This window comes from Kitasatospora sp. SUK 42 (assembly GCF_015776785.2).
GTDB lineage: Bacteria > Actinomycetota > Actinomycetes > Streptomycetales > Streptomycetaceae > Kitasatospora.
This window is the reverse complement of sequence record NZ_LFMD02000007.1, coordinates 933,919-954,320: the sequence shown is the minus strand read 5'-3', so window position 1 is coordinate 954,320 and position 20,402 is coordinate 933,919. Positions and strand designations below refer to the sequence as shown.

The following is a 20,402-nucleotide window of genomic DNA, read 5'->3' as shown; positions in this document are numbered from 1 at the left end:
CGCGAGTGCGGGATCGGGTCCGGGGGCATCGATGGGGCGCCGGCGGGTGGTCCCGGTGGGGCGCGGCCGCCGGGTGGTCGAGCCGGTGGGTCCGGTACTGCCGGTGGGTCCGGCGCGGCCGGTGCGCGCGGGCGGGGCGGCGGTCGGGCCCGGGGAGCGCCGCCGCCCCAGCCGGTGGCGGTGGCGCTGGCCGCCGAGCCGGCCGACTTCGCGGGGCTGGCCCGGTACGGGCTGTTCGGCGCGGTCGGGCACCGGGACTACCTGCGGCGGGCCGAGGAGCAGCTGAACGCCCTGTACGAACAGGGGCTGGAGGTGCACCTGCGGGTGTTCGAGGCGGCCGACTTCGAGGACTACTGCGCGGCGCTCGGGCTCGACCCCCGGATGCCCGCCGCCCGGGTCGCGTACGCGGGCGATCCGGAGCTGGCGGGGGAGCCGTTCGTCTACGCGGGGGAGCGGCTGGCCGAGTTGCTCCCGGTGCTGCTGGACGATCACCGGGCGCGGGTGCGGATGTCCGTCGCCTGCGCGGCCCTGCTGGACGCGGTCGGCGACGACCCGGTCGGGCAGCGGCGGATGTCGGAGGTGATGCGGTACGTGACCTCGGTCTACCTGGCGCTGGCCGAGGGAGCGGGGGAGGGCTGTCACCTGCTGACGCTCCGCTGCCACGGGCCCGAGGACGGTGAGCAGCTCACCTCGGCGGTGGACGTCTGCGTGGAGGCCGGGCGTCTCGTCCCCGGTGGGCGGGACGCGGAGGCGTTCTGCGTCACGCTCGCGGCGGGGGTGGCCTCCGGCGGGGAGGGGGCGCTGCTGTTGCACGGTGACCCGGCGGGCGGTGTGCCGGGTGTCGTGCCGGGTGGTGTGTCGAGCAGTGCGTCGGGCGCTGTGCCGGGCGGCGTGTCGGAAGGTCAGCTGGTGCGTGGCTGGGCGCTGGCCGGTGGGCGGCTGCGCCCGATGACGGCGCACGAGGTGTTCGACGAGCTGGCCGACGACGCGGCGCGGGGGCTGCCCTTCCCGCCCGGAGTGGTGCCGCGGCCCGGGTTCCCGTTGCCCGGGTTCCCGTCCCAGGGCTTCTCCGGGGCCGGGGAAGGGGGTGGGCCGCTGGTGTGATCAGGGCGTTCGTGGCCTCCGCATCCACCATGCGGCGCTGGGGACTGTTCATCGACCGCCTGTTCGGGGAAGATCGGAGAAGATCAACAGCAGGAGCGTCTGGTACCCCACGCCGCCGCTCCGGCCGCTCCGCTCCGAACCGTGCTCCGCAGGTCCGGCGGGCCCGACAGTGAGAGGGGGACGCACGGCATGGGCCGGATCGAGTTCACGGCGGAGGTCGCCGAGTTGCTCGGGAAGGTGCGCCGGCGTCCCACGGCGGGCTGGCCGTGGCGGCCGGGTGAGCAGGTGCCGGACGGGCTGCCGGTGAAGCAGTCCTGGGGCTGGCTGTTCGTCCCGGACGGCCGGGTGCTGACCCTGGTCAACCCCAGGGACGGGATCTGCTCCCTCCCCGGCGGCTCGCTGGAGCCTGAGGACGACGGGGACCCTGCGGCCGCCCTGGCCCGGGAGGCGGGCGAGGAGGCCCAGGCCGCGATCGGCCCGCCGTACTACCTCGGCTACCTCTACGACCGGGTCGGTTCGGCGAACGGCGGGCACGAGTGCGCGCGGGTGCGGATGACGGCGGCGCTGCGGGCGGTCGGCCCGAGTGTGGCCGACCCGGCCTCAGGCCGGCACTACCGGCGGCTGCTGGTCGCGCCCGGGCTCGCGGTCGAGCTCCTGGGCTGGGGCGCGCCCGGACTGCGCCAGGCCCGGGCGGCGGTGGCCATGGCCGTCCACTGGCTCGGTGTGCCCGCAGCCGCGAACGAGACGATCGAGGAACTGCCGGTCGAGGGCTGCACGATCTCCCCGGGGTCGCCTTAGCGGGGGCAGGCGCAGTACCGCGGCGATCGACGGGTGGGGTGTCGGCCGGCGGGGTGCTGACGTGTGCCCTCGGGCGGTTGGCGGGGAGCCGAGTCGTGCCCTGGGCCGGGGGCTGACTCTGGCGTGCCCGGATGCCTGAGCATCGCTCAGGCCTGCGCGCGGACCGAGGCATCCGCAGTCGCGCACCCGGCGGGATGCCTCCGGATGTCCGGTCGCGCGCCGCTGCGCTCTGCATTGCGCCCGGCGCTGCGCCTGTCGCCGCCGTACCTACCGCAGTACTGCTGCGCCCACCGTCGTACCTGTCGTATCCGTCGTACCGGTCGGTGCGCGAGCCCTTGCTCCCGCGGCGGAACTGACGCGGCGGCGGCCGCGTGCTGACCAGCGGCTGACGGAGTGCTGACTTCTCAGGAATTTCCCATCTACACGCGATGACCGATGCGCATCGACATACACCCGCGCTCACCAGCGCGAACTCACACTCCGTCGGGGCCAGTTCACGTTTCCGCTATCAGACTGCCCGTCAATGTCCTTGGCATGAGCGCTTCCGCGTTTGGCTACTGCCTGGTATCCCTTCTGTGACCCACGCCATACCAGGAGGTGCAATGCTTCGCCCCGCCCGTGCCCTGTCCGTTGCCGCCATAGCGGCTCTCCTCACCCTGACCACGCTCTTCACGGCCTCGTCCGCCAGTGCGGCAGGCGTCAACTACGTCGCCCTCGGGGACTCCTACTCCGCCGGCGTCGGTGCCGGCAGCTACCTGAGCGACAGCGGTAGCTGCAAGCGGAGCACCAACGCCTACGCGTACCTGTGGAAGAACGCGCACGCGCCGTCCTCCTTCAGCTTCGTCGCCTGCTCAGGCGCCAGAACCGGCGACGTCCTCAACAACCAGATCTCCGCCCTGAGCTCCAGCACCTCGCTGGTCAGCATCTCGGTCGGCGGCAACGACGCGGGCTTCGCCGACACCATGAAGACCTGTGTGCTGGGCTCCGACAGTGACTGCCTCACCGCGGTCAACAACGCCAAGAGCTACGCCCAGAACACCCTGCCGAGCCAGCTGGACAAGGTGTACTCCGCGATCCACTCCAAGTCGCCGAACGCGCACGTCGTGGTGATGGGCTACCCGCACCTGTACAAGGTCGGCGGCGACTGCATCTTCGGCATCGGTGACACCAAGCGCGCCGCCATCAACAGTGCCGCCGACGCGCTGGACGGCGTCATCGCCAAGCGGGTCGCCAACGCCGGCTTCACCTTCGGCGACGTGCGCAGCATCTTCGCCGAGCACGAGATCTGCGGCTCGCTGAGCACCTGGCTGCACAGCACCACCCTGCCGATCGACGAGAGCTACCACCCGAACTCGTCCGGCCAGGCCAACGGCTACTTCCCGGTCTTCAGCCGCTCCTGAGGCCCGGTTCCGCGCAGTGACGTTTCGCTCGGTGACGTCTCGCCAGGCGCCGGTGCGGCGCCGCTGACGGACACGCCGGTGCCGCCGCCCCGCCCGTACCTCGGGAGGGGCGGCGGCGTCGGTATCTCAGCCCTCGGCCGGGGCGGGCCGGACCGGCGGGAACGGGATCCTGGCGAGGACGGGCAACAGTTCCGCCTCCTCGTGGTCGAGGTGGGTCTCCAGTTCGGCCGACATCCGGTCCAGCTCAACCCGGAACCGGTCCGGGTCGGTGAGGGTGACCCCGGCGAGCAGGGCCACCAGCTCCTCCCTGATCCGGCCGATCTCCCGGTGCTGCTCGCCGAGTTGCTCCAGCACTCCGGCCAGCTCCGGGTGGCTGCGGGCCAGGGCGGGGAAGATCGCGGAGTCCTCGCCGGTGTGGTGGTGCGTCAGGCCCTGGCAGAAGGCCAGGCAGTGCTGTCGCAGTTGCAGCCCGAGCCCGGCCGGACGGTCCGGGGAGTGGTCCCGCGCCTCCTCCCGGACGTGGCGCAGTTGCGCGCGCAGCCAGGTGTGGGCCTCCAGCAGCTTGTCGGCGAGGCTGCGCACCTCGCGTACCGCGCCCGGCGGCGCCTCGGGCCTCTCCAGCACGACCACCGGCAACCGCCGCTCGGTGTGCGCCTGGTAGTCGCCATAGCCCGGCGCCATCCGGACGACGGCGGTGAACAGCCGCTCCCGGTCGGCGCCTTCGGCGGGTACGGCGATCGCTTCGAAGGTCTCGGTGCCGAGTTCGACCCGGACCACCGGGTGGGCCAGCAGATTGCGGTACCACTGCGGGTGTTCGGGCGCCCCGGCCGCCGAGGCGACGACCAGGAGCAGCCCCTCGGCCCGGACGTACCCGAGCGGCACGGTGTGCGGTCGCCCCGAGCGGGCCCCGGTGGTGGTGAGCAACAGCAGGTCGCCGCCCTCGAAGGGGCCGCCGACGCGGCCGCCGTTGGCGCGGAACTCCTCGATGACGTTCAGATTGAAGGACATGGGCATGCGTGTGTGGTGAAGTCTCCTGAGAATTCGGGGAGTCGCGGCCACACGCGGTACCACGCGCGAACGGGCGGACACCGCGGTGGCCGCCTGGGTCAGATCAGGGCAGCGGAGAAGGTGCTCATCGCGCATCGTCCCTTACGAATGAAGGTGCTGGCTCGGCTGTCGGCCGGCCCACTGCTCTGTGGCCGACGCCGCGCTGCACGCCCCCATTAGAGCCAGGCGGCGGACGGCCTGTCAACGACCAAGATCATCGAGGAGGGGGTCGGGTGAGAGGGGAAGGGGAGGGGAGACGAGAAACGGATAACAGCTGACGGATTTCAGATGATGAAATCTGTCAGCCGTTATCCGTCAGCTGTCACCCGTCGTCTGCCTGCCTTCCTGCCTGCCCGGCCGTCGGTGCGGGCGCGGCTCAGCGCACGTAGTCGACCACGCCCGCCGGCTTGAGCCCGGCCGCGTCGGCGGCGGCGAGGGCGCGCTGCAGGTCGGTGGCGAGGGTGTCGGTCCAGTGCATCAGCACCACGTCGCCCGGCTGCAGCAGCCCCGGGTGCCAGATGTTGGACGCGCCCCAGCTGAAGTCCGCGTCGGCGGTCAGCACGGTGCGGATGCCACAGTTCGCGGCGGCCTGCAGAGTGTCGGCGTTCCAGGCGAAGTACGGCGGGCGGAACACCACGGGCGCGGTGCCGAACAGCCGGGTCAGCGCGTCACGGGCGTCGCAGATCTCGACCTGCTGCTGGTCCAGCGGGAGCTTGCTGAGGTCGGAGTGCGAGACGCTGTGGTCCTGGATCGAGGAGCCGGGCACCGAGGTGACCCGCTTGAAGAAGGACGGGTCGGTCCCGGCCGGCATCGGCAGCGGGAAGGCGGTGATCGGCAGGTGGTGGTCGGCGATGAACTTCTCCGCCTCGGGGGTGCGCTGCCACCCGTCGTCCACCGTGAAGAAGACGACCTTGTCATTGGTCGGGATCGAGCCCGCCGCCACCGCGGGGGCGGGTGCCGGGCCGTCCACGCGGACGTCGTCGACCGAGAACGGGCCCTGCTGGTACCAGCCGTGCACGTACAGCCGGACGCTCCGGGCGTTCGGGCCGGTGGTGAAGCGGGTGGTCAGCTGCTGCCAGCCGCCGCCCGTGGTTTCGGTCCAGGCCGGGGCGACGTCCCGCCCGGTGCCGGTGGCGCCCAGGTAGACGAAGTTGCCGCGCACCCAGGCCGAGGCGGTGTACGTGGTGTTGGGCTGGACGGCGACGGTCTGCGCGCACTCGCCGGTGGAGTCGGCGCTCGCCGGGGTGACGGTGAGCGCGGAGGTGCCGGAGTGCGGGGCGGTGGTGGTGACGGCCGCCTCGGCCGGTCCGCCGGTGCAGCTCCAACCGGGGATGCTGCCCCAGTCGGCGAGGCCGGGCTGGGGCAGTTCGAAGCCGGGGTTGGTGGCCAGGTTGACGGTCGGCGCGCTCGGACCGGTGGTCGGCGGGGCGTCCGCGGAGGCCGCCGGTACGGCGAAGGCGGTGATCAGCGCGACGGAAGCGGCCAGCGCGGACAGGCGCGTGGACATCGACACGTGAGGACTCCAGCAGGTGGGGGCACGCCCGTGGGGAGGGCGTGGGCGGAATCGGGGCCGTGGAACCTGGGCGCTCCCGGAGGGGCGGGAGCGGTTGGTGATGGTGCGCCGCACTCGGACCGGAGTGCAACAATGGACTGGACCAATCGGCCAGTCAAGGGAACGGCCGGTGAACCGAGCCTCCACCACCCCGGTGCGGAAAGGGACAAGACGGTACGTCAGGACCGTTATCGACAAGCCCGGTTCGGGCCCGACTCAGGACAGGTAGAGCTCCTCGATGTCCTCCGCGTAGTACTCCGCGATCGCCGCCCGCCGCAGCTTGAGTGAAGGGGTCAGCAGCCCCTGGTCCTGGCTGAACTCCCGCGGTAGCAGCCGGAAGGCGCGGATCGACTCGGCCCGCGAGACCGCCGCGTTCGCGGCCGCCACCGCGCGCTGGATCTCGACGTGCAGCTGCTCGTCCGAGAGGACCGCCCACGGGTCCAGCTGCCCCCGCCCGTGCGTCTTCAGCCAGTGCGCCAGCGCGGCCGGGTCGAGCGTGATCAGTGCCGCCACGTACGGTCGGTCGTCGCCCACCACGAGGCACTGGGAGACCAGCGGGTGCGCCTCGACCCGTTCCTCCAGCGCCGCCGGGGCGAGGTTCTTGCCGCTGCTGGTGACGATCAGGTCCTTCTTGCGGCCGGTGATGGTGAGGTAGCCGTCCTCGTCCAGCCGGCCCAGGTCGCCGGTGGCGAACCAGCCGTCGACCAGCGATTCCGCAGTGCAGCGCGGGTGGTTGAGGTAGCCGCCGAACACCGAGGCGCCGCGCACCCACACCTCGCCGTCGTCGGCGATCGCCACCGAGGCGCCCGGCACCGGCTGTCCGACCGTGCCGAGCTTCTGCCGACCGGCCGGGTTGGCGGTGATCGCGGCGGAGGTCTCGGTGAGCCCGTACCCCTCGTACAGCTGGAGCCCGGCGCCGGTGAAGAACAGGCCCAACTCCCGGCGCAGCGAGGATCCTCCGCACATCACGCTGCGCACCCGGCCGCCGAGCGCGGCGCGCAGCCTCGGGTAGACGGTCCGCTCGTAGGCGAGGTGGCGCAGTCGCAGCGCCGCGCCCGGACCGGGGCCGCGGCCGAAGGCCTTCTGCTCCCGGGCGGCGGCCCAGTCGACGGCCGCCTGCCGGGCCTGCTCGAAGGCCTCCCCGCGTCCGGCCTCCTCCGCGGCGCGCCTGGCCTGCTGGAAGATCTTCTCGAAGACGTACGGGACGGCGTGCAGGAAGGTCGGCCGGAAGCTCTCCAGGGCGGGCAGCAGCGCGTCGGTGGAGACCTCGGGGATGTGGCCGATCCGGAAGCCGCCGCGGATCGCCGCGATCTGCACGGCCCGCCCGTACACGTGGGCCAGCGGCAGGAAGAGCAGGGTGGCGGGCTGGCCTCCGCCGGTGTCGCGGAAGACCTCGCCCCAGCCGTCGAGGAGCGCGTCGGCCTCGGCGGCGAGGTTGGCGTGGGTGATCAGGCAGCCCTTGGGGCGGCCGGTGGTACCCGAGGTGTAGACGACGGTCGCGATGTTGTCGGCCCCGACGCCGACCCGCTGGCGGTGCACCAGGGAGTCGGGGACGCCCCGGCCGTCCTCGGTGATCGCGGCGACGCAGTCGCGGTCGAGCTGCCAGATCCCGGTGAGGTCGGGCAGGGCGTCGCAGACCGCGCCGACGGTCATCGCGGCGTCCTCGTCCTCGACCAGGCAGGCCACCGCCTGGGTCTCGGCGAGGATCCAGCGCACCTGCTCGGGTGCGGAGGTGGGGTAGACCGGGACGGTGATCGCGCCGATCGACCAGAGTGCGTAGTCGAACAGCGTCCACTCGTAGCGGGTGCGGGACATCAGCGCGACCCGGTCGCCGTAGCGCACGCCCCGGGTCAGCAGGCCCTTGGCGAGGGCGAGCACTTGGTCCCGGAACTCCCGTGCGGTGACGCCCCGCCAGGGCCCGTCGGGGCTGCGCCAGGAGAGCTGGACCAGATCGGGCGTGCGTTCGGCGGTGTCGTACAAGGAGTCGGCGAGTCCTCCGGCGGCCTCGCGCCCGGCCGGGGCGGGGGTGGTGAACTCGCGCACAGTCCTCCCCAGTTCGCGTTCCGCAGCGTTCTCCGCCGATTCCGGCGCACGGGCGCCGGGGTTGCGGCGCCCGGTCGCGCGGGTGGAGCGAAACTATCGGATCGTCCTGTCACTGCCCAGGGTTGTGGCGGTGACGCGACGAGAACGGCACGCGTCCGCTCGGACGGTGTCGCATTCGGGGAGGTCCGGGGGAGGAGGCGGGGAGGAGCCGGGTGCCGTACGGCCTGGGCCTTCCGGGTGCCGGTGCGCGATCCGCGTGCGAAACCGGAGGCGATCACGGCTGGTTTCTGACGTGTGCGGGGCAAGCCCGGGAAGTGGAGTGGTTCGGCCCTCGAACGTCTGGTCAGGGCGTAGTAGAGTCTCGCAGACCTGCGGCCGGGAGCCTCCCCTCCGACATCCCCCAGCACCGTTCTCCCGCCGTTTTCCCACCGTTCTCCGCCACCCCCACCGGCTCCGTCCACAGGCTCCGCCGGCCGCTCCGCCCGCCGTTCCGTGTCGCCCCCGCCCCTCCGACCCGCTCCCACCGCTCCCCGTCCGCGCCTGGCACTTCCCGACCGAGGACTCCATGCGTCTGCGCAGCAGCTCGATCCGCGCGAAGATCATCGCGCTGCTCCTGGTGCCCATCGTCGCGCTCATCGCCCTGTGGGTGTACGCGACGCTCGCCACCACCGGGGACGCCTGGAACCAGTTGGGTATCAGCAGTGCGTACAAGGAGTACGGAGCGCCGGTCGACCAGTACGCGGGCGATCTGCAGGGCGAGCGCCGGGCCGCCGTCCAGCACCTGGCCGACCCGGCCTCGCCGGTCGCCCGGGACGCCTTCGAACGCGCCACGACCGCCACCGACCGCAGCCTCGCCGTGCTGCGGCAGAAGAAGGACGGCGCCGGAGACCGGCTCTCCGCGGCCCAGCGGGCTCGCCTGGTGCAGATCATCGCCGCAGCGGACCAGCTCGGCCCGCTGCGTGCCCAGGTCGGCCGGCTGGCGCTCAACTGGGAGTTCGCGCTGGAGCAGTACAGCGACCTGGTCAAGCCGGTGTTCGGCTTCCGGTCCGCCTACGTCGCCCGTCAGAGCGGCCAACTCCCGCGACAGGGAACCATCCTGATCGAACTGGTGCGCGCCCGTGAGTACCTCGCGCAGGAGGACGCGGCGATGGAGGGCCTGCGTACCAGCGCGACCAGGCCCACCGCCGAGCAGTACCAGGTCGCGCTGGACGCCCTGCACAACCAGCAGGCGCTGTTCACCGTCTACATCGCCGAACTCGAACCCGCCGACCAGGCCGACTACATCGCCCTGCGCGGCGGCGAGGCCTGGGGCGCGCTGGCCCGGGCCGAGGCCGACTTCGTCGGCGCCGGCGGGCCCGACCGGGTCGGCCAGGCGCTCAACGGGGACAACTGGCGGGAGACCGCCGACCGTTCGCTCGGCGACCTCGCCTCGATCAACTCCCGGATCTCCGCCGGGCTGGACGAACGCGGCCGGTCCGCCGCGACCGCCTCGCTCTGGCGCGGCGGCATCGCCGGTGCGATCGGCCTGGTCGCCGTCGTCCTGTCGGTGCTGATCTCCTCCCGGATCGGCCGGGGGCTGGCCCGCGAGCTGATCGGTCTGCGCAACGCGGCCAACGACCTGGCCGGCACCCGGCTGCCGTCCGTCATGCTGCGGCTGCGCCGCGGCGAGCCGGTGGACGTGGCCGCCGAGGCGCCTGAACTGCGCTTCGGACAGGCCGAGATCGGGCAGGTGGGCCAGGCCATCAACGCCGTCCAGCGGGCCGCCGTGGAGGCCGCCGTGGAACAGGCCGAACTGCGGCGAGGCGTCTCGGCGGTGTTCGTCAACCTGGCCCGGCGCAGCCAGGTGCTGCTGCACCGCCAGCTCACCCTGCTCGACACCATGGAGCGCCGCACCGAGGACCCGGCGGAGCTGGAGGACCTCTTCAAGGTCGACCACCTCACCACCCGTATGCGTCGGCACGCCGAGGGTCTGATCATCCTCGCCGGCGGCTCGCCCGGGCGCGCCTGGCGCAAGCCGGTCCGGATGGTGGACGTGGTCCGCGCGGCGGTCGGCGAGGTCGAGGACTACGCCCGGGTGACCGTCCGGCCGTTCCCGGGCACCGGGCTGCTCGGCAGCGCCGTCGCCGACGTGACCCACCTCGTCGCCGAACTAGTCGAGAACGCCGCGGTGTTCTCCCCGCCGACCACCCAGGTCACCGTCCAGGGCGAGGTGGTGGCGCACGGCTTCGCGCTTGAGATCGACGACCGGGGGCTCGGCCTGAGCGAGCAGCTGCTCGCCGAGATCAACGAACGCCTGGCCGTGGAGCAGGAGTTCGACCTCGCCGACACCGACCGGCTGGGACTGTTCGTGGTCAGCCGACTGGCCCGGAGGCACGGCATCCGGGTCCACCTGAGGCCCTCGCCGTACGGCGGGACGACAGCGGTGGTGCTGATACCGCGCGAACTGCTCGCGGAGGCGCCGGACGGGCTGCCGGAGCCGCCCGCCGCGGGGGCCTCGACGGCTGCGGGCGCTCCGGGTTCGGCGGGGGCCTCGGGATCCGCGGGCAGGGCCGGGGCTCCGGCGTCGCGGGCGGCGGGGCGGAGGGACCTGGTCGCGGTGCCGAGCGGGGCCTCCGGCTCCTCGGCCGCGGCGGGCACCAGTGGGCGGCACCGGGTGTCCGGCGGCCCGCGGCCGTCCGCACCCGAGACCGGGCGTACGGTGAACGGGCTGCCGCGCCGGGCGGCGCGGACCAAGGGCGGGCCGGTGCTGGTGCCGGCGCCCGGGCCGGACGTCGAGGGCGGTCCGGGGACGGGGCGGCACCGGCGGGACGTGGTTCCCGCGGACGCCCTGCCCGGCGACACCCTGCCCGTTGACGTCCCGTCTGCCGACGCCCCGCCCGTCGACACGGTGCCTGCGGACGCTCCCGTGGTGGCCGCTCCTGCGGCCGCCGAGCCCCGGACGGCGGGCGGGCTGCCCCGGCGGGTGCGGCAGGCGAACCTCGCGCCGCAGCTGAAGGAACAGCTGAAGGAGCGGCTCCGGGGCGAGACCGGGCCCGAGGCCGGAGCCGCCCGGGAGGGCGCGGAGGCAACGGCGGCCCGCGAGGCCCGGGAGGCTCGGGAACGTTCGCCCGAGGAGGCCAGGGCCACCTTCGCCTCCTTCCAGCGCGGCTTCACCCGTGGGCGCGGGGCCACCGGCCCGGCGGGCCGCTCGGCTGCGGCGAATCGTTCGGCGCAGGACCGCTCGGCGCAGGACCGCTCCGCGCAGAGCGGCCCCGGGCAGGGCGGTTCGGCGTCGGGCGGCTCGGTGTCGGGCAGCCCCGCCGGGTCCGGCGCCCGCCCCGCGGCCGTACCGGCCTGGCAGCCGCCGCACCCGTCCCGGCGGGCGATCAGCCCGGCGCCCTCCCCGGCGGCACTGCCCGCGCCCGCGGAGTCCGGCCGGGCGCCGCTCGCCCGGCGGGTGCCGCCGGGGCAGCCGGTGCGGCGGAACCCGGCGGCCCCGTCGCCCGTACCACTTGTGGCACCCGCGACATCCGCAGTACCCGCTCAGAACGCAGTACCCGCACCACCCGCACCACCCGCTCAAACCGCAGTACCCGCACCACCTGCACGGCCCGCACCACCCGCTCCAGCGGAAGGAACTGATTCATGACCACTTCGACGCAGCCGTCCGGAGACCTCAACTGGCTCCTGGACGACCTGGTGGGACGCGTCGCGGCCCTGCGGCACGCGGTGATCCTCTCCAACGACGGACTGGCCACCGGTGCCTCCCGCGACCTCGACCGCGAGGACGCCGAGCACCTCGCCGCCGTCGCGGCCGGGTTCCACAGCCTGGCCAAGGGCGCCGGCGGGCACTTCAAGGTCGGCGGGGTCCGGCAGACCATGGTGGAGCTGGACGAGGCGTTCCTGTTCATCACGGCCGCCGGCGACGGCAGCTGCCTGGCCGTGCTGAGCGAGGCCGAGGCGGACATCGGCCAGATCGCCTACGAGATGGCCCTGCTGGTCAAGCGGGTCGGCGAGCACATGGCCGCCGAGCCGCGCGGCGAAGCCGCCCCGCCGAGGAACTGAGCGGTCCGATGGCGGATCCGAAGGCGGACGCGCCGGACGGCCCGGAGGCGCCCGACGGCCCCCAGGTGCCGGTCGGCGCGTCCGGGTCCTCCCGGCGGTCCGGTCCGACCGAGCCGTCCGGCCAGCCCGGTCGGCCCGGTCGGCCCGGTCGGTCGAGTGCCGAGCAGGCGGGCCCGGACGAGCCGGAGGTCGACCTGTTCCGGCCTCGCACCCCGGTCGAGGACCGCTGGTTCGACGACGAGGCCGGCCCGGTGGTGCGGCTCTACTCGATGACCCGGGGCCGCACCCGGCCGGTCGAGGAGGGTCTGTTCGACCTGATCTCGCTGATCACCGCCAAGGAACCGGGGCCGGACTCGGGGGCCGTGCCCGCGGACGTCCTCGACCCGGAGCACCAGACCCTGCTGGCCTGGTGCCGCCACGAGCCGCTCTCCGTCGCCGAACTCGGCTCCTACACCGACCTACCGGTCAGCGTCGTGCGTGTGCTGCTCGGCGACCTCTACGACGCCGACCTGATCAGCGTCACCCGACCCGTTCCGCTCGCCGAGCTCCCGGACGAGCGCCTGCTGCGAGACGTGATCAATGGACTCCGTGCGCTCTGACCACCATCCGGACGGACCTGTGGACCGCCGTGCGGGCCACCGGCCGGACGGCCGATCGAGCGGTCACTCGGACCACCACTCGGACCACCATTCGGACGCCCGGCCGGACGCCCGCCCCGGCGACCGCCCGGCGGGCTGGAACGGGAACGCCGGCGAACCGCGCTGGCGCGGCGGTCCGGCCGTCGCGGTGAAGATCCTGGTCGCGGGCGGCTTCGGCGCGGGCAAGACCACCCTGGTCGGCGCGGTGAGCGAGATCCGGCCGCTGCGCACCGAGGAGGAGCTCAGCGAGCTGGGCCGCCCGGTGGACGACACCTCGGGCGTGGAGGCGAAGCGCACCACCACCGTGGCGATGGACTTCGGCCGGATCGACCTGCGGCCCGGCCTCGCGCTCTACCTGTTCGGCACGCCCGGGCAGGACCGGTTCTGGTTCGTCTGGGACGAGTTGGCGCGCGGCGCGCTCGGTGCCGTGGTGCTCGCGGACACCCGCCGGCTGGCCGACTGCTTCCCCTCGGTCGACTTCTTCGAGCAGCGCGGCATCCCGTTCCTGGTCGCGGTCAACTGCTTCGAGGGCGGCGAGCGGTTCGCCCCGGAGGAGGTCCGGGACGCGCTCGACCTCGCCCCGGAGATCCCGGTGCTGCTGTGCGACGCGCGGCTGCGGGAGGACGGCAAGGAGCTGTTGGTGGCGTTGGTCGAGCACGCCTCCGAGCTTCGACGCCGGGCGCCGGCACGGGCCTGAGGCTCCGTGGGGAAGTGGCTGGTCAGGTGCCCTCCGCCTGCCCGACGTCTCATTCGGTCGTCCGGATCCCGGACACTTCATGTGCTGAAGGTTGCCTAGACGGGCTCAGCCGTGGAAGGCTCTGTGGACGAAGGCCGCCCCGGCCATGCCGTCGGGAGGGTCGGAAACGTGCCGTTCACACGGGCGTTGCCGACCAGTGAGTGGTCTTCGACGATCCGACGCGGCACCGTCGGCGCGCACCGGAACCGGTGCGTCGTCGCGCTGAAACGAAGCAGAACGAAGGGGGAGGGCAGTAGGGATGACCGTCGGCCAGCGACGCATCACCACCGTGCCCGCCCCCGTGATGCCGGTGCTCACCGTCCGCCGCTACATCGACCACGCGCTCATCTGTAGCGCCTGTTGTCGCTGACCGGCCTCCCCTCACCCGGTACGTCCGCGGCACCTCCGACCCACTCCCGGCCGCCGCTCGACGCACCGCCGATCCCGTCGACCAGGCCGTAGCGGACCGCCGGACAGGCGTGCCCGCGGCCGACCAACCGGCCCCGCCTCGCGGAGAAACCACCAGTGAACATCGTCTGCCCCAGCCCAGCCCCCGGCATCGCCGGCCGCGCCCGTCCGACCGGGCCGGCCTCCGCGATGTGCGCGGGTCCGTGGACCGGACGGTGGAACGGGCGTGCGCACCGTGCCACGGACAGGCCGCAGGGTCGCTTCGACCTTGAGCCGTTCTGGCCGTCCCGGCAGCCGCACCTGTTCGATCAGACGTGTCCGGGTTCGCCCAGCGCGTCCCGGCTCTCCGCCCGCTGAACCGGTCCGATACGGTCCAGCTCCGGCAGTAGTACGCCCGGTCGACGCGCAGACGAGTCCACCCCGTCCGTCACGCGCGAAATGAGCGGCACACCATGTCTTCTTCTTCCACGGCCACCCTGCCCCTGCCCACCGCGACCCCGCACCTGCGCGCGGTCCGGTCCGTCCCCTCCGTCCCTCCCGTTCCCGTCGTCCCGACCATCCCCTCGGTGCCGTCGGTCGCCGGGGCCTCCCGACCGGTCACCGGGCCGTCCCGCCCGGTGGCGGGCCCGGCCGTCGCGCCCCAGCCGGGCGCGGTCGTCCCGCCGGCACCGCAGTCGCTGCTCGCCGCGCTCCCGGAGGGGGCGACCGTGGTGGCCGCCCTGCCGCAGGGCGCGCTGCCGCAGGGACTGCTCGCCCAGTACGGCGCGCAGTCCGGTGCGCAGCCCGGAGGCGCGGCGGGCCACCCGATGATCGGGTACCTGGTGCTGGTGCCGGCCGAGAGCCCGGCGGCGCCCTCCGTGGTGCCGAACGCGCCCGGCACCGGCGCACCGGGCGCCGTCCGCCCGGTCCGCCCGGCCGGACGCGGCATCACCGTCGACACCGAGCGGCGCAACGCCTATGTCGACGGGCGGCTGCTCGACCTGACCTACCTGGAGTTCGAGCTGCTGGCCCACCTCACCGAGCACCCGCAGCGGGTGCACACCCGGGACCACCTGGTCTCGGCGGTCTGGGGCTACGGCCACGTCGGGGACGGGCGCACGGTCGACGTGCACGTGGCCCGACTGCGCCGCAAGCTCGGACCGGCCTACCGGGGGACGATCGTGACGGTCCGCCGGGTCGGCTACAAGTACACGCCGGTCAGCTGATCTGATCCAACGTCCGCGCCGCCGTGGCGGGTTGTCCGTTGTTCACCGAACGGGCGGCCCGCTGCGGCGTGTTGGCGTTCTACCGAGCCCCTTGCCGAACCCCTTGCCGAGCCCTGTCGGGCTCGACGGTCGCGCCGGGCTCGCGGGTTGGGTTCGTCAGGCCCGCTGATCGGGCGGGAGCAGGAGGACGGAGAGGGCGTCGGCACAGGTCCGGGCGTGGCCCAGGAACCAGTCCAGCCGTTCGTCGGTGAGGTGCGCCGGGGTCGAGCGGACCGCGAGGGCGAACCGGGCCTGTCCGGCGGCGTCCAGGACGGGAACGGCGACCGTCCGCACCCCGTCGGCCGACTCGCCGTCGTTGAGCGCGTGACCGGACGTCCTGACCCTCGCCAACTCCTCGTCCAGGGCTAGTGGTTCGGTGATCGTCCGGTCGGTGAAGGGAAGCAGTGGGCCGAGCGTCGACACGGCCGCGTCGCCGGGGCGCGGCCAGGCGAGCAGGACCTTGCCGAGCGCGGTGGAGTGCAGCGGGCGACGCAGGCCCAGCCCGGTGTCCGGACGGACGGAGGCGCCCACCAGGATCACCGCGTGCGGGCCGCTGCGGATCGCCAGGTCGGCGGCGGCCTTGGTGCGCCGGGACAGCAGGTCCAGTTCGGGCGCGGCCAGGTGCAGCCCGCGCTGATGGAAGGTGAGTTGGCCGAGTTCGGCGACGGCCGGGCCGAGCCGGTAGCGGGCGCTCTGCTCGTCCTGCTCCAGGAACCCGGCGCTGACCAGCGTACGGGCCAGCCGGTGCGCGGTGGACACCGAGAGGTCCATCCGGCGTGCCAGGTCCGAGGCGCTCAGGTCGGGGCCGTTGTCGTGGAAGCAGTGCAGCAGCCCGAGCGCGCGCTGGACGGCCTGCGCACCGGCCGGCGGGCTCTGGACGGCGGTGGCGGCCTCGGCCATGACACCTCGCGTTTCGGTTCGGGACTCCGGCCGGACCGCCGGAGGGAGTTTCAGCGTAGGGCAGCTGGTGCTGCCGGAATGTGTCAACCGCGTTGCAATGGGATGGCGTTGATGAACAACTGATCCCACCATGTGGCAAGGGCTTGCCTACGGCTCGGCTGCCGTGGAACGCTCCTCGCATCGCACCGGGCGAATCGACGACCCGGGCCCGCGTCCCCGACCACAGGAAGGAGCAGCACCGTGATGTCCCGCCGGTGTACCTCCTCCTGTGCGTGTTGTCGCTGACGCCTACCGCGCGGCCGCCCCTCCCGCCCCGCTCCGGTGCGGGGAGCGACTCCCGTACGTACCAAGCCTCCCAAGCCTCGTGCTGCCTGTCGGCCTGCCGGGGCGCGCCCGATCCCACCTGCTCCGACCGTCGTCGGAGCCTCCGCAGAGGACACGTTCCGTGGCCAGCCCTTCCAGCAGCACTGCAAGTTCCGCGAGTTCGCCGGGCTCCGCCGGTCTTCCCGACACCCTCTGGTTCACCCGTTGCCCGGTGCCGACCGCGACCGGGATCGCCGCCGATCAGGGCTGGCTGGCACGGGAGTTCGCCGCCGACGGGATCGCCGTCCGCTCGCTCCAGGACGCCCCGCCGGAGGTGGCCGCCGACCACCACTACACCCACGCGCTCACCGGTCTCTTCCGCGAGGGCGGCAACGTCCCCGCGCTGTGGGCCCGTTCGCGAGGCGAGGAGACCAGGCTGATCGGGCTGACCTGGATCGAGGAGCGGCAGGTCGTCCTGGTCCGGGCCGGGAGCGGCATCACCGAGCCGGGGCAGCTGCGCGGGCTGCGGCTGGCCGTTCCACATCATGGGATCGGGATCGACTTCTGGCGGGCCATGGCGCTGGCCGGCTTCCGTGGCGCCCTCGCGCTCGCCGGTCTCGGCCTGGAGGACGCCGAACTGGTCGACGTGCCGGGCACCCCGGGCGACGGGCAGTGGTCCGCGGAACTGTCCGCGCTGCGGGATGGTGTGGTGGACGCCGTGTACGTGAAGGGGGCGCTCGCCGTCGAGGCGGCCCGCCGGATCGGTGCGGAGGTGGCCGTGGAACTGGACACCGTGCCGGACCGCCAGGCCCGGGTCAACAACGGGACGCCCCGGCCGGTCACCGTCCACCAGCGGTTGCTGGACGAGCACCCCGAGCTGGTGGCCCGCTTCCTCGCGGTGCTGCTGGAGGCCGCCGACTGGGCGGCGGAGCGTCCGGCGGAGGTGGCCCGGATCCTGCAGGCCGAGACCGGTGCCGGTGCCGAAGGCGTCGCCGGGGCCTACGCCTCGGGCAGCCACCGCACGCTGCACCTGGACCTGTCGGAGGAGCGGCTGGAGCTGCTGGCGCAGCAGGAACGCTTCCTCCGGGAGCAGGGCTTCCTCGCCGCGCCGGTGGACGTCCGCGCCTGGGCCGACCCGGAGCCGCTCCGCGCGGCCCGCGAACTGCTGCGCGAGCGGCGGGCCGTGGCGGCGGGCGGCTGAGCACCCGCACCTGCGGGATCGGGTCGCTCCCGACCGGCCTGACCGGCCTGACAGGCCTGGCCGGCCCGGCTTTCCCTGCTGCTTCTGCGGCCTGACCGCGACCGGCTGACAGATCACAACGGACAGATGTCAGTCGACAGATTTCAGCGAACAACTTTCGGCGAACAGCCTTCAGCGAACAGCTTTCAGCAGACAACTTTCATCGAACAGAGTTCAGCGAACAGATTTCGAAAGTTGTCAGCTGTCAGTCGTCATCTGTCGCCCGTTTGGAGACCCCCGTGAACACCCCCCGCCTCGCCCTCGCCGCCACCGCGCTGCTCGCCTCCACCGCCCTGGCCGCCTGCGGCTCGTCCGCCGACGGGGCCAAGGCCTCCGCCGACGGCGGGGCCGGTGGCAAGGCCGACGTGGTGCTCCGCCTGCCCGACCCCGGCAACAACGGATTCCTCGCCCGCGGCAAGAAGGACGGCTCCCTGGACAAGGCCCTCGCCGCCGTCCACGCCAAGGTGGCCTGGACCGGGAGCGCCGGCCCCTTCGCCCCCGCCGCCCAGGCGCTGTCCGCCGACCAGCTCGACGTCGCCCAGGGATCGATCACCTCGGCCGTCGCCGCGCTCGCCCAGAAGCCCGGCTTCAAGCTGTTCGCCCAGACCGCGCCCGACGGCGTCGGCGAGGGGATCCTGGTCAAGAACGACTCGCCCATCAAGACCGTGCAGGACCTGGTCGGCAAGAAGGTCGCCGTCTCCCAGGGCGGCACCAGCGAGTACCTGCTCCTCAAGGCGCTGGAGAAGAGCGGTGTCCCGGCCGACAAGGTCGAACGGGTCTACCTGCGCGCCGACCAGACCTCCGGCGTCTTCAACTCCGGCCAGGTGGACGCCTGGGCGACCTGGAACACCTTCTCCACGCCGACCATCGCCAACGCCGGCGCCCACTTCCTCGTCGACGGCAAGGCGATCGGCTCCGACAACTACGCGGTCTGGGCGGTGCGCAACGGCTTCGCCGACAAGCACCCCGAGGTGGTCAAGGCCTTCTACACCTACCTGCGCGAGAACGGTCTGCAGGAGAAGGCCGACCCGGCCGCCTACCTCAACGTCTTCACCGACTCCGGCCCGACCGCCGTCACCCCCGCCGAGAAGGACATCGCGGTGAACGTCAGCCGGCAGGGTGCCGCGGCCGACGCCATCGCCGAGTCCGACATCACCCGCTTCGGGACGGTCGCTCAGTTCTTCGCCGACCAGAAGGTCACCAAGCAGCTGGTCGACGTCAAGCCGTACCTGATCGACATCAACACGCTCGCAGGCGGTTCCAAGTGACCACGGCAGCACCGGACATCGCCTCCGAGGACACCCGGGCCGCCCTCGACGCGGGCCTGGTGGCCCCGCGCACCAAACGCCGCAGGCCCCGGCCGCGCGCCCTCGCGGTCGTCCTGCGGACCCTCGGCCCGCTGGCCCTGCTCGGCGGCTGGGCACTCGCCTCCGCCACCGGCGCACTCACCCAGGACGTGCTCGCCTCGCCCGCCCAGGTCGCCGAGGCCGTCGGCGAGTTGTGGGGCAACGGCCAGCTGGCCGACGCCCTCACCGTCTCGCTCACCCGGGCCGGGCTGGGCCTGCTCTTCGGCGCCACCACCGGCCTGGTGCTCGGCGTGGTCACGGGTTTCACCCGACTCGGCGAGGAACTGCTCGACTCGGCGATCCAGGTCCTGCGCACCGTGCCCTTCCTGGCGCTCGTCCCGCTGTTCATGGTGTGGTTCGGCATCACCGAGACCGCGAAGGTCGCCCTGATCGGTGTGGCCACCAGCTTCCCGATGTACGTCTCGGCCTCCGGCGGAGTCCGCAACACCGACCGCAAGCTGGTCGAGGCGATGCACAGCTTCGGACTCGGCCGCTGGGCGATCGTGCGCACGGTCGTACTGCCCGGAGCACTGCCCTCGCTGCTGTCCGGACTGCGGCTGTCCATGACCCTCAGCGTGATCGCCCTGATCGCCGCCGAGGAGATCAACTCCACCGAGGGGATCGGCTACTTGATGGCCCAGGCGCAGAACTACTCGCGCACCGACGTCCTCGCCGTCTGCATCCTGATCTACGGACTGCTCGGCCTCACCGCCGACGGCATCGTCCGAGTCCTGGAGCGCCTGCTGATGCCTTGGCGTCAGGCCGTCCAGGGAGCCGCCCGATGACCACCGCGACGCCCGCCACGACCGGGACGCCCTCCGCCGGCACGACGCCCGCCACGACCGCGACGCCCACCACCGACGCCGTCGCCGCCACGGCCACCGTCCCCGCCGTCCATCTGCGCGGCCTACGCCGGGTGTTCGGCAGCCGGGCCGTCCTCGACGGCGTCGACCTCTCCATCGCCCGGGGCGAGTTCGTCGCCCTGCTCGGCGCCAGCGGCACCGGCAAGACCACCCTGCTGCGCATCCTCGGCGCGCTGGACCAGGCCGACGAGGGCACCGTCCTCGTCCCCCCGGTCCGTACGGTGGTCTTCCAGGAGCCCCGACTCGTGCCGTCCAAGCGGGTGTTGGCCAATGTCACGGTCGGCCTGCCGCGCGGCGCCACGACCCGGGAGACCGGGCTGAAGGCGCTCGCCGAGGTCGGCCTGGAACGGCACGCCGACGCCTGGCCGGCCACCCTGTCGGGCGGCGAGGCGCAGCGCGTCGCGCTCGCCAGGGCGCTCGTCCGCGAGCCGCAACTCCTGCTGCTGGACGAACCGTTCGCCGCCCTGGACGCACTCACCCGGCTGCGCATGCAGAACCTGGTCGGCGACCTGGTCCGCCGCCACCGCCCGGCCGTCCTGCTGGTCACCCACGACGTGGACGAGGCCGTCCGGCTCGCCGACCGCGTCGCCGTGCTGCGGGACGGCCTGCTGGTCCGGGACGAGGTGGTCGGCGTCGACCACCCCCGCGATCCCGCGGACCCGGCCTTCGCCGAGCTGCGCCGGAACCTGCTCGCCGACCTCGGCGTCCACTGAGCACCCTCGCCCCCCGTGTTGCC

The 20,402-nt window shown here is 73.3% G+C and carries 16 protein-coding genes; 12 read left to right on the top strand and 4 right to left on the bottom strand.

Annotated elements, in window-relative coordinates; genetic code table 11:
* The first annotated feature begins 180 nt into the window (after positions 1-180).
* The 3 genes from RZ50_RS25890 to RZ50_RS25880 all read left to right on the top strand — a co-directional run bounded on the left by RZ50_RS25890 (position 181) and on the right by RZ50_RS25880 (position 3,302).
* A complete protein-coding gene (locus RZ50_RS25890; RefSeq protein ID WP_196948322.1) occupies positions 181-1,104 on the top strand; it encodes a hypothetical protein in 924 nt (307 codons plus the stop codon).
* Positions 1,105-1,293: 189 nt separating this feature from the next.
* Positions 1,294-1,902 carry an NUDIX hydrolase gene (locus RZ50_RS25885; RefSeq protein WP_196948323.1) on the top strand — a complete coding sequence of 203 codons (609 nt, stop codon included), beginning with the start codon at positions 1,294-1,296 and terminating at the stop codon, positions 1,900-1,902.
* Positions 1,903-2,504: 602 nt separating this feature from the next.
* Positions 2,505-3,302, top strand: a complete 798-nt coding sequence (locus RZ50_RS25880; RefSeq protein WP_196948324.1) for an SGNH/GDSL hydrolase family protein — start codon at positions 2,505-2,507, stop codon at positions 3,300-3,302.
* A gap of 126 nt (positions 3,303-3,428) precedes the next feature.
* On the opposite strand, the gene RZ50_RS25875 is transcribed toward RZ50_RS25880, so the two are convergent.
* From RZ50_RS25875 to RZ50_RS25865, 3 genes are all read right to left on the bottom strand, one after another.
* Positions 3,429-4,316, bottom strand: a complete 888-nt coding sequence (locus RZ50_RS25875) for a nitroreductase/quinone reductase family protein (RefSeq protein WP_196948325.1) — start codon at positions 4,314-4,316, stop codon at positions 3,429-3,431.
* Positions 4,317-4,725: 409 nt separating this feature from the next.
* Positions 4,726-5,856: a polysaccharide deacetylase family protein gene (locus RZ50_RS25870; RefSeq protein ID WP_254803258.1), complete on the bottom strand. Its 1,131-nt coding sequence runs from the start codon at positions 5,854-5,856 to the stop codon at positions 4,726-4,728.
* A gap of 261 nt (positions 5,857-6,117) precedes the next feature.
* Positions 6,118-7,944, bottom strand: a complete 1,827-nt coding sequence (locus tag RZ50_RS25865; RefSeq protein WP_196948327.1) for a long-chain fatty acid--CoA ligase — start codon at positions 7,942-7,944, stop codon at positions 6,118-6,120.
* Between the two features lie 565 nt (positions 7,945-8,509).
* On the opposite strand from RZ50_RS25865, the gene RZ50_RS25860 reads away from it, so the two are divergent.
* The 5 genes from RZ50_RS25860 to RZ50_RS25840 all read left to right on the top strand — a co-directional run bounded on the left by RZ50_RS25860 (position 8,510) and on the right by RZ50_RS25840 (position 14,975).
* A complete protein-coding gene (locus RZ50_RS25860; RefSeq protein WP_217680850.1) occupies positions 8,510-11,572 on the top strand; it encodes an ATP-binding protein in 3,063 nt (1,020 codons plus the stop codon).
* On the top strand, positions 11,569-11,988 hold the full coding sequence (locus RZ50_RS25855; RefSeq protein WP_196950703.1) for a roadblock/LC7 domain-containing protein: 420 nt from the start codon (positions 11,569-11,571) through the stop codon (positions 11,986-11,988). Before RZ50_RS25860 ends, RZ50_RS25855 begins: the two co-directional genes overlap by 4 nt.
* A 194-nt stretch (positions 11,989-12,182) precedes the next feature.
* Positions 12,183-12,587 carry a DUF742 domain-containing protein gene (locus RZ50_RS25850; protein WP_254803257.1) on the top strand — a complete coding sequence of 135 codons (405 nt, stop codon included), beginning with the start codon at positions 12,183-12,185 and terminating at the stop codon, positions 12,585-12,587.
* A gap of 187 nt (positions 12,588-12,774) precedes the next feature.
* Positions 12,775-13,323: an ATP/GTP-binding protein gene (locus RZ50_RS25845; RefSeq protein WP_196950760.1), complete on the top strand. Its 549-nt coding sequence runs from the start codon at positions 12,775-12,777 to the stop codon at positions 13,321-13,323.
* A gap of 899 nt (positions 13,324-14,222) precedes the next feature.
* Positions 14,223-14,975, top strand: a complete 753-nt coding sequence (locus tag RZ50_RS25840; protein ID WP_196950705.1) for a winged helix-turn-helix domain-containing protein — start codon at positions 14,223-14,225, stop codon at positions 14,973-14,975.
* Positions 14,976-15,131: 156 nt separating this feature from the next.
* On the opposite strand, the gene RZ50_RS25835 is transcribed toward RZ50_RS25840, so the two are convergent.
* Entirely contained in the window at positions 15,132-15,914 is a 783-nt protein-coding gene (locus tag RZ50_RS25835) for an IclR family transcriptional regulator (protein ID WP_196950706.1), read from the bottom strand.
* Between the two features lie 535 nt (positions 15,915-16,449).
* Between RZ50_RS25835 and RZ50_RS25830 the strand changes: the two genes are divergently transcribed.
* The 4 genes from RZ50_RS25830 (at position 16,450) to RZ50_RS25815 (ending at position 20,379) form a co-directional block, all read left to right on the top strand.
* Positions 16,450-17,418, top strand: coding sequence for an ABC transporter substrate-binding protein (locus RZ50_RS25830; protein ID WP_196950707.1), 969 nt, complete (start codon positions 16,450-16,452; stop codon positions 17,416-17,418).
* 278 nt (positions 17,419-17,696) lie between these two features.
* Positions 17,697-18,725 (top strand): ABC transporter substrate-binding protein, encoded by a 1,029-nt coding sequence (locus tag RZ50_RS25825; protein WP_308272263.1) that lies wholly within the window; start codon positions 17,697-17,699, stop codon positions 18,723-18,725.
* Positions 18,722-19,588 (top strand): ABC transporter permease, encoded by an 867-nt coding sequence (locus tag RZ50_RS25820; RefSeq protein ID WP_308272261.1) that lies wholly within the window; start codon positions 18,722-18,724, stop codon positions 19,586-19,588. The genes RZ50_RS25825 and RZ50_RS25820 overlap by 4 nt, the downstream gene beginning before the upstream one ends.
* Positions 19,585-20,379, top strand: a complete 795-nt coding sequence (locus RZ50_RS25815; RefSeq protein ID WP_196950709.1) for an ABC transporter ATP-binding protein — start codon at positions 19,585-19,587, stop codon at positions 20,377-20,379. Before RZ50_RS25820 ends, RZ50_RS25815 begins: the two co-directional genes overlap by 4 nt.
* The last annotated feature ends 23 nt before the right edge of the window (positions 20,380-20,402 follow it).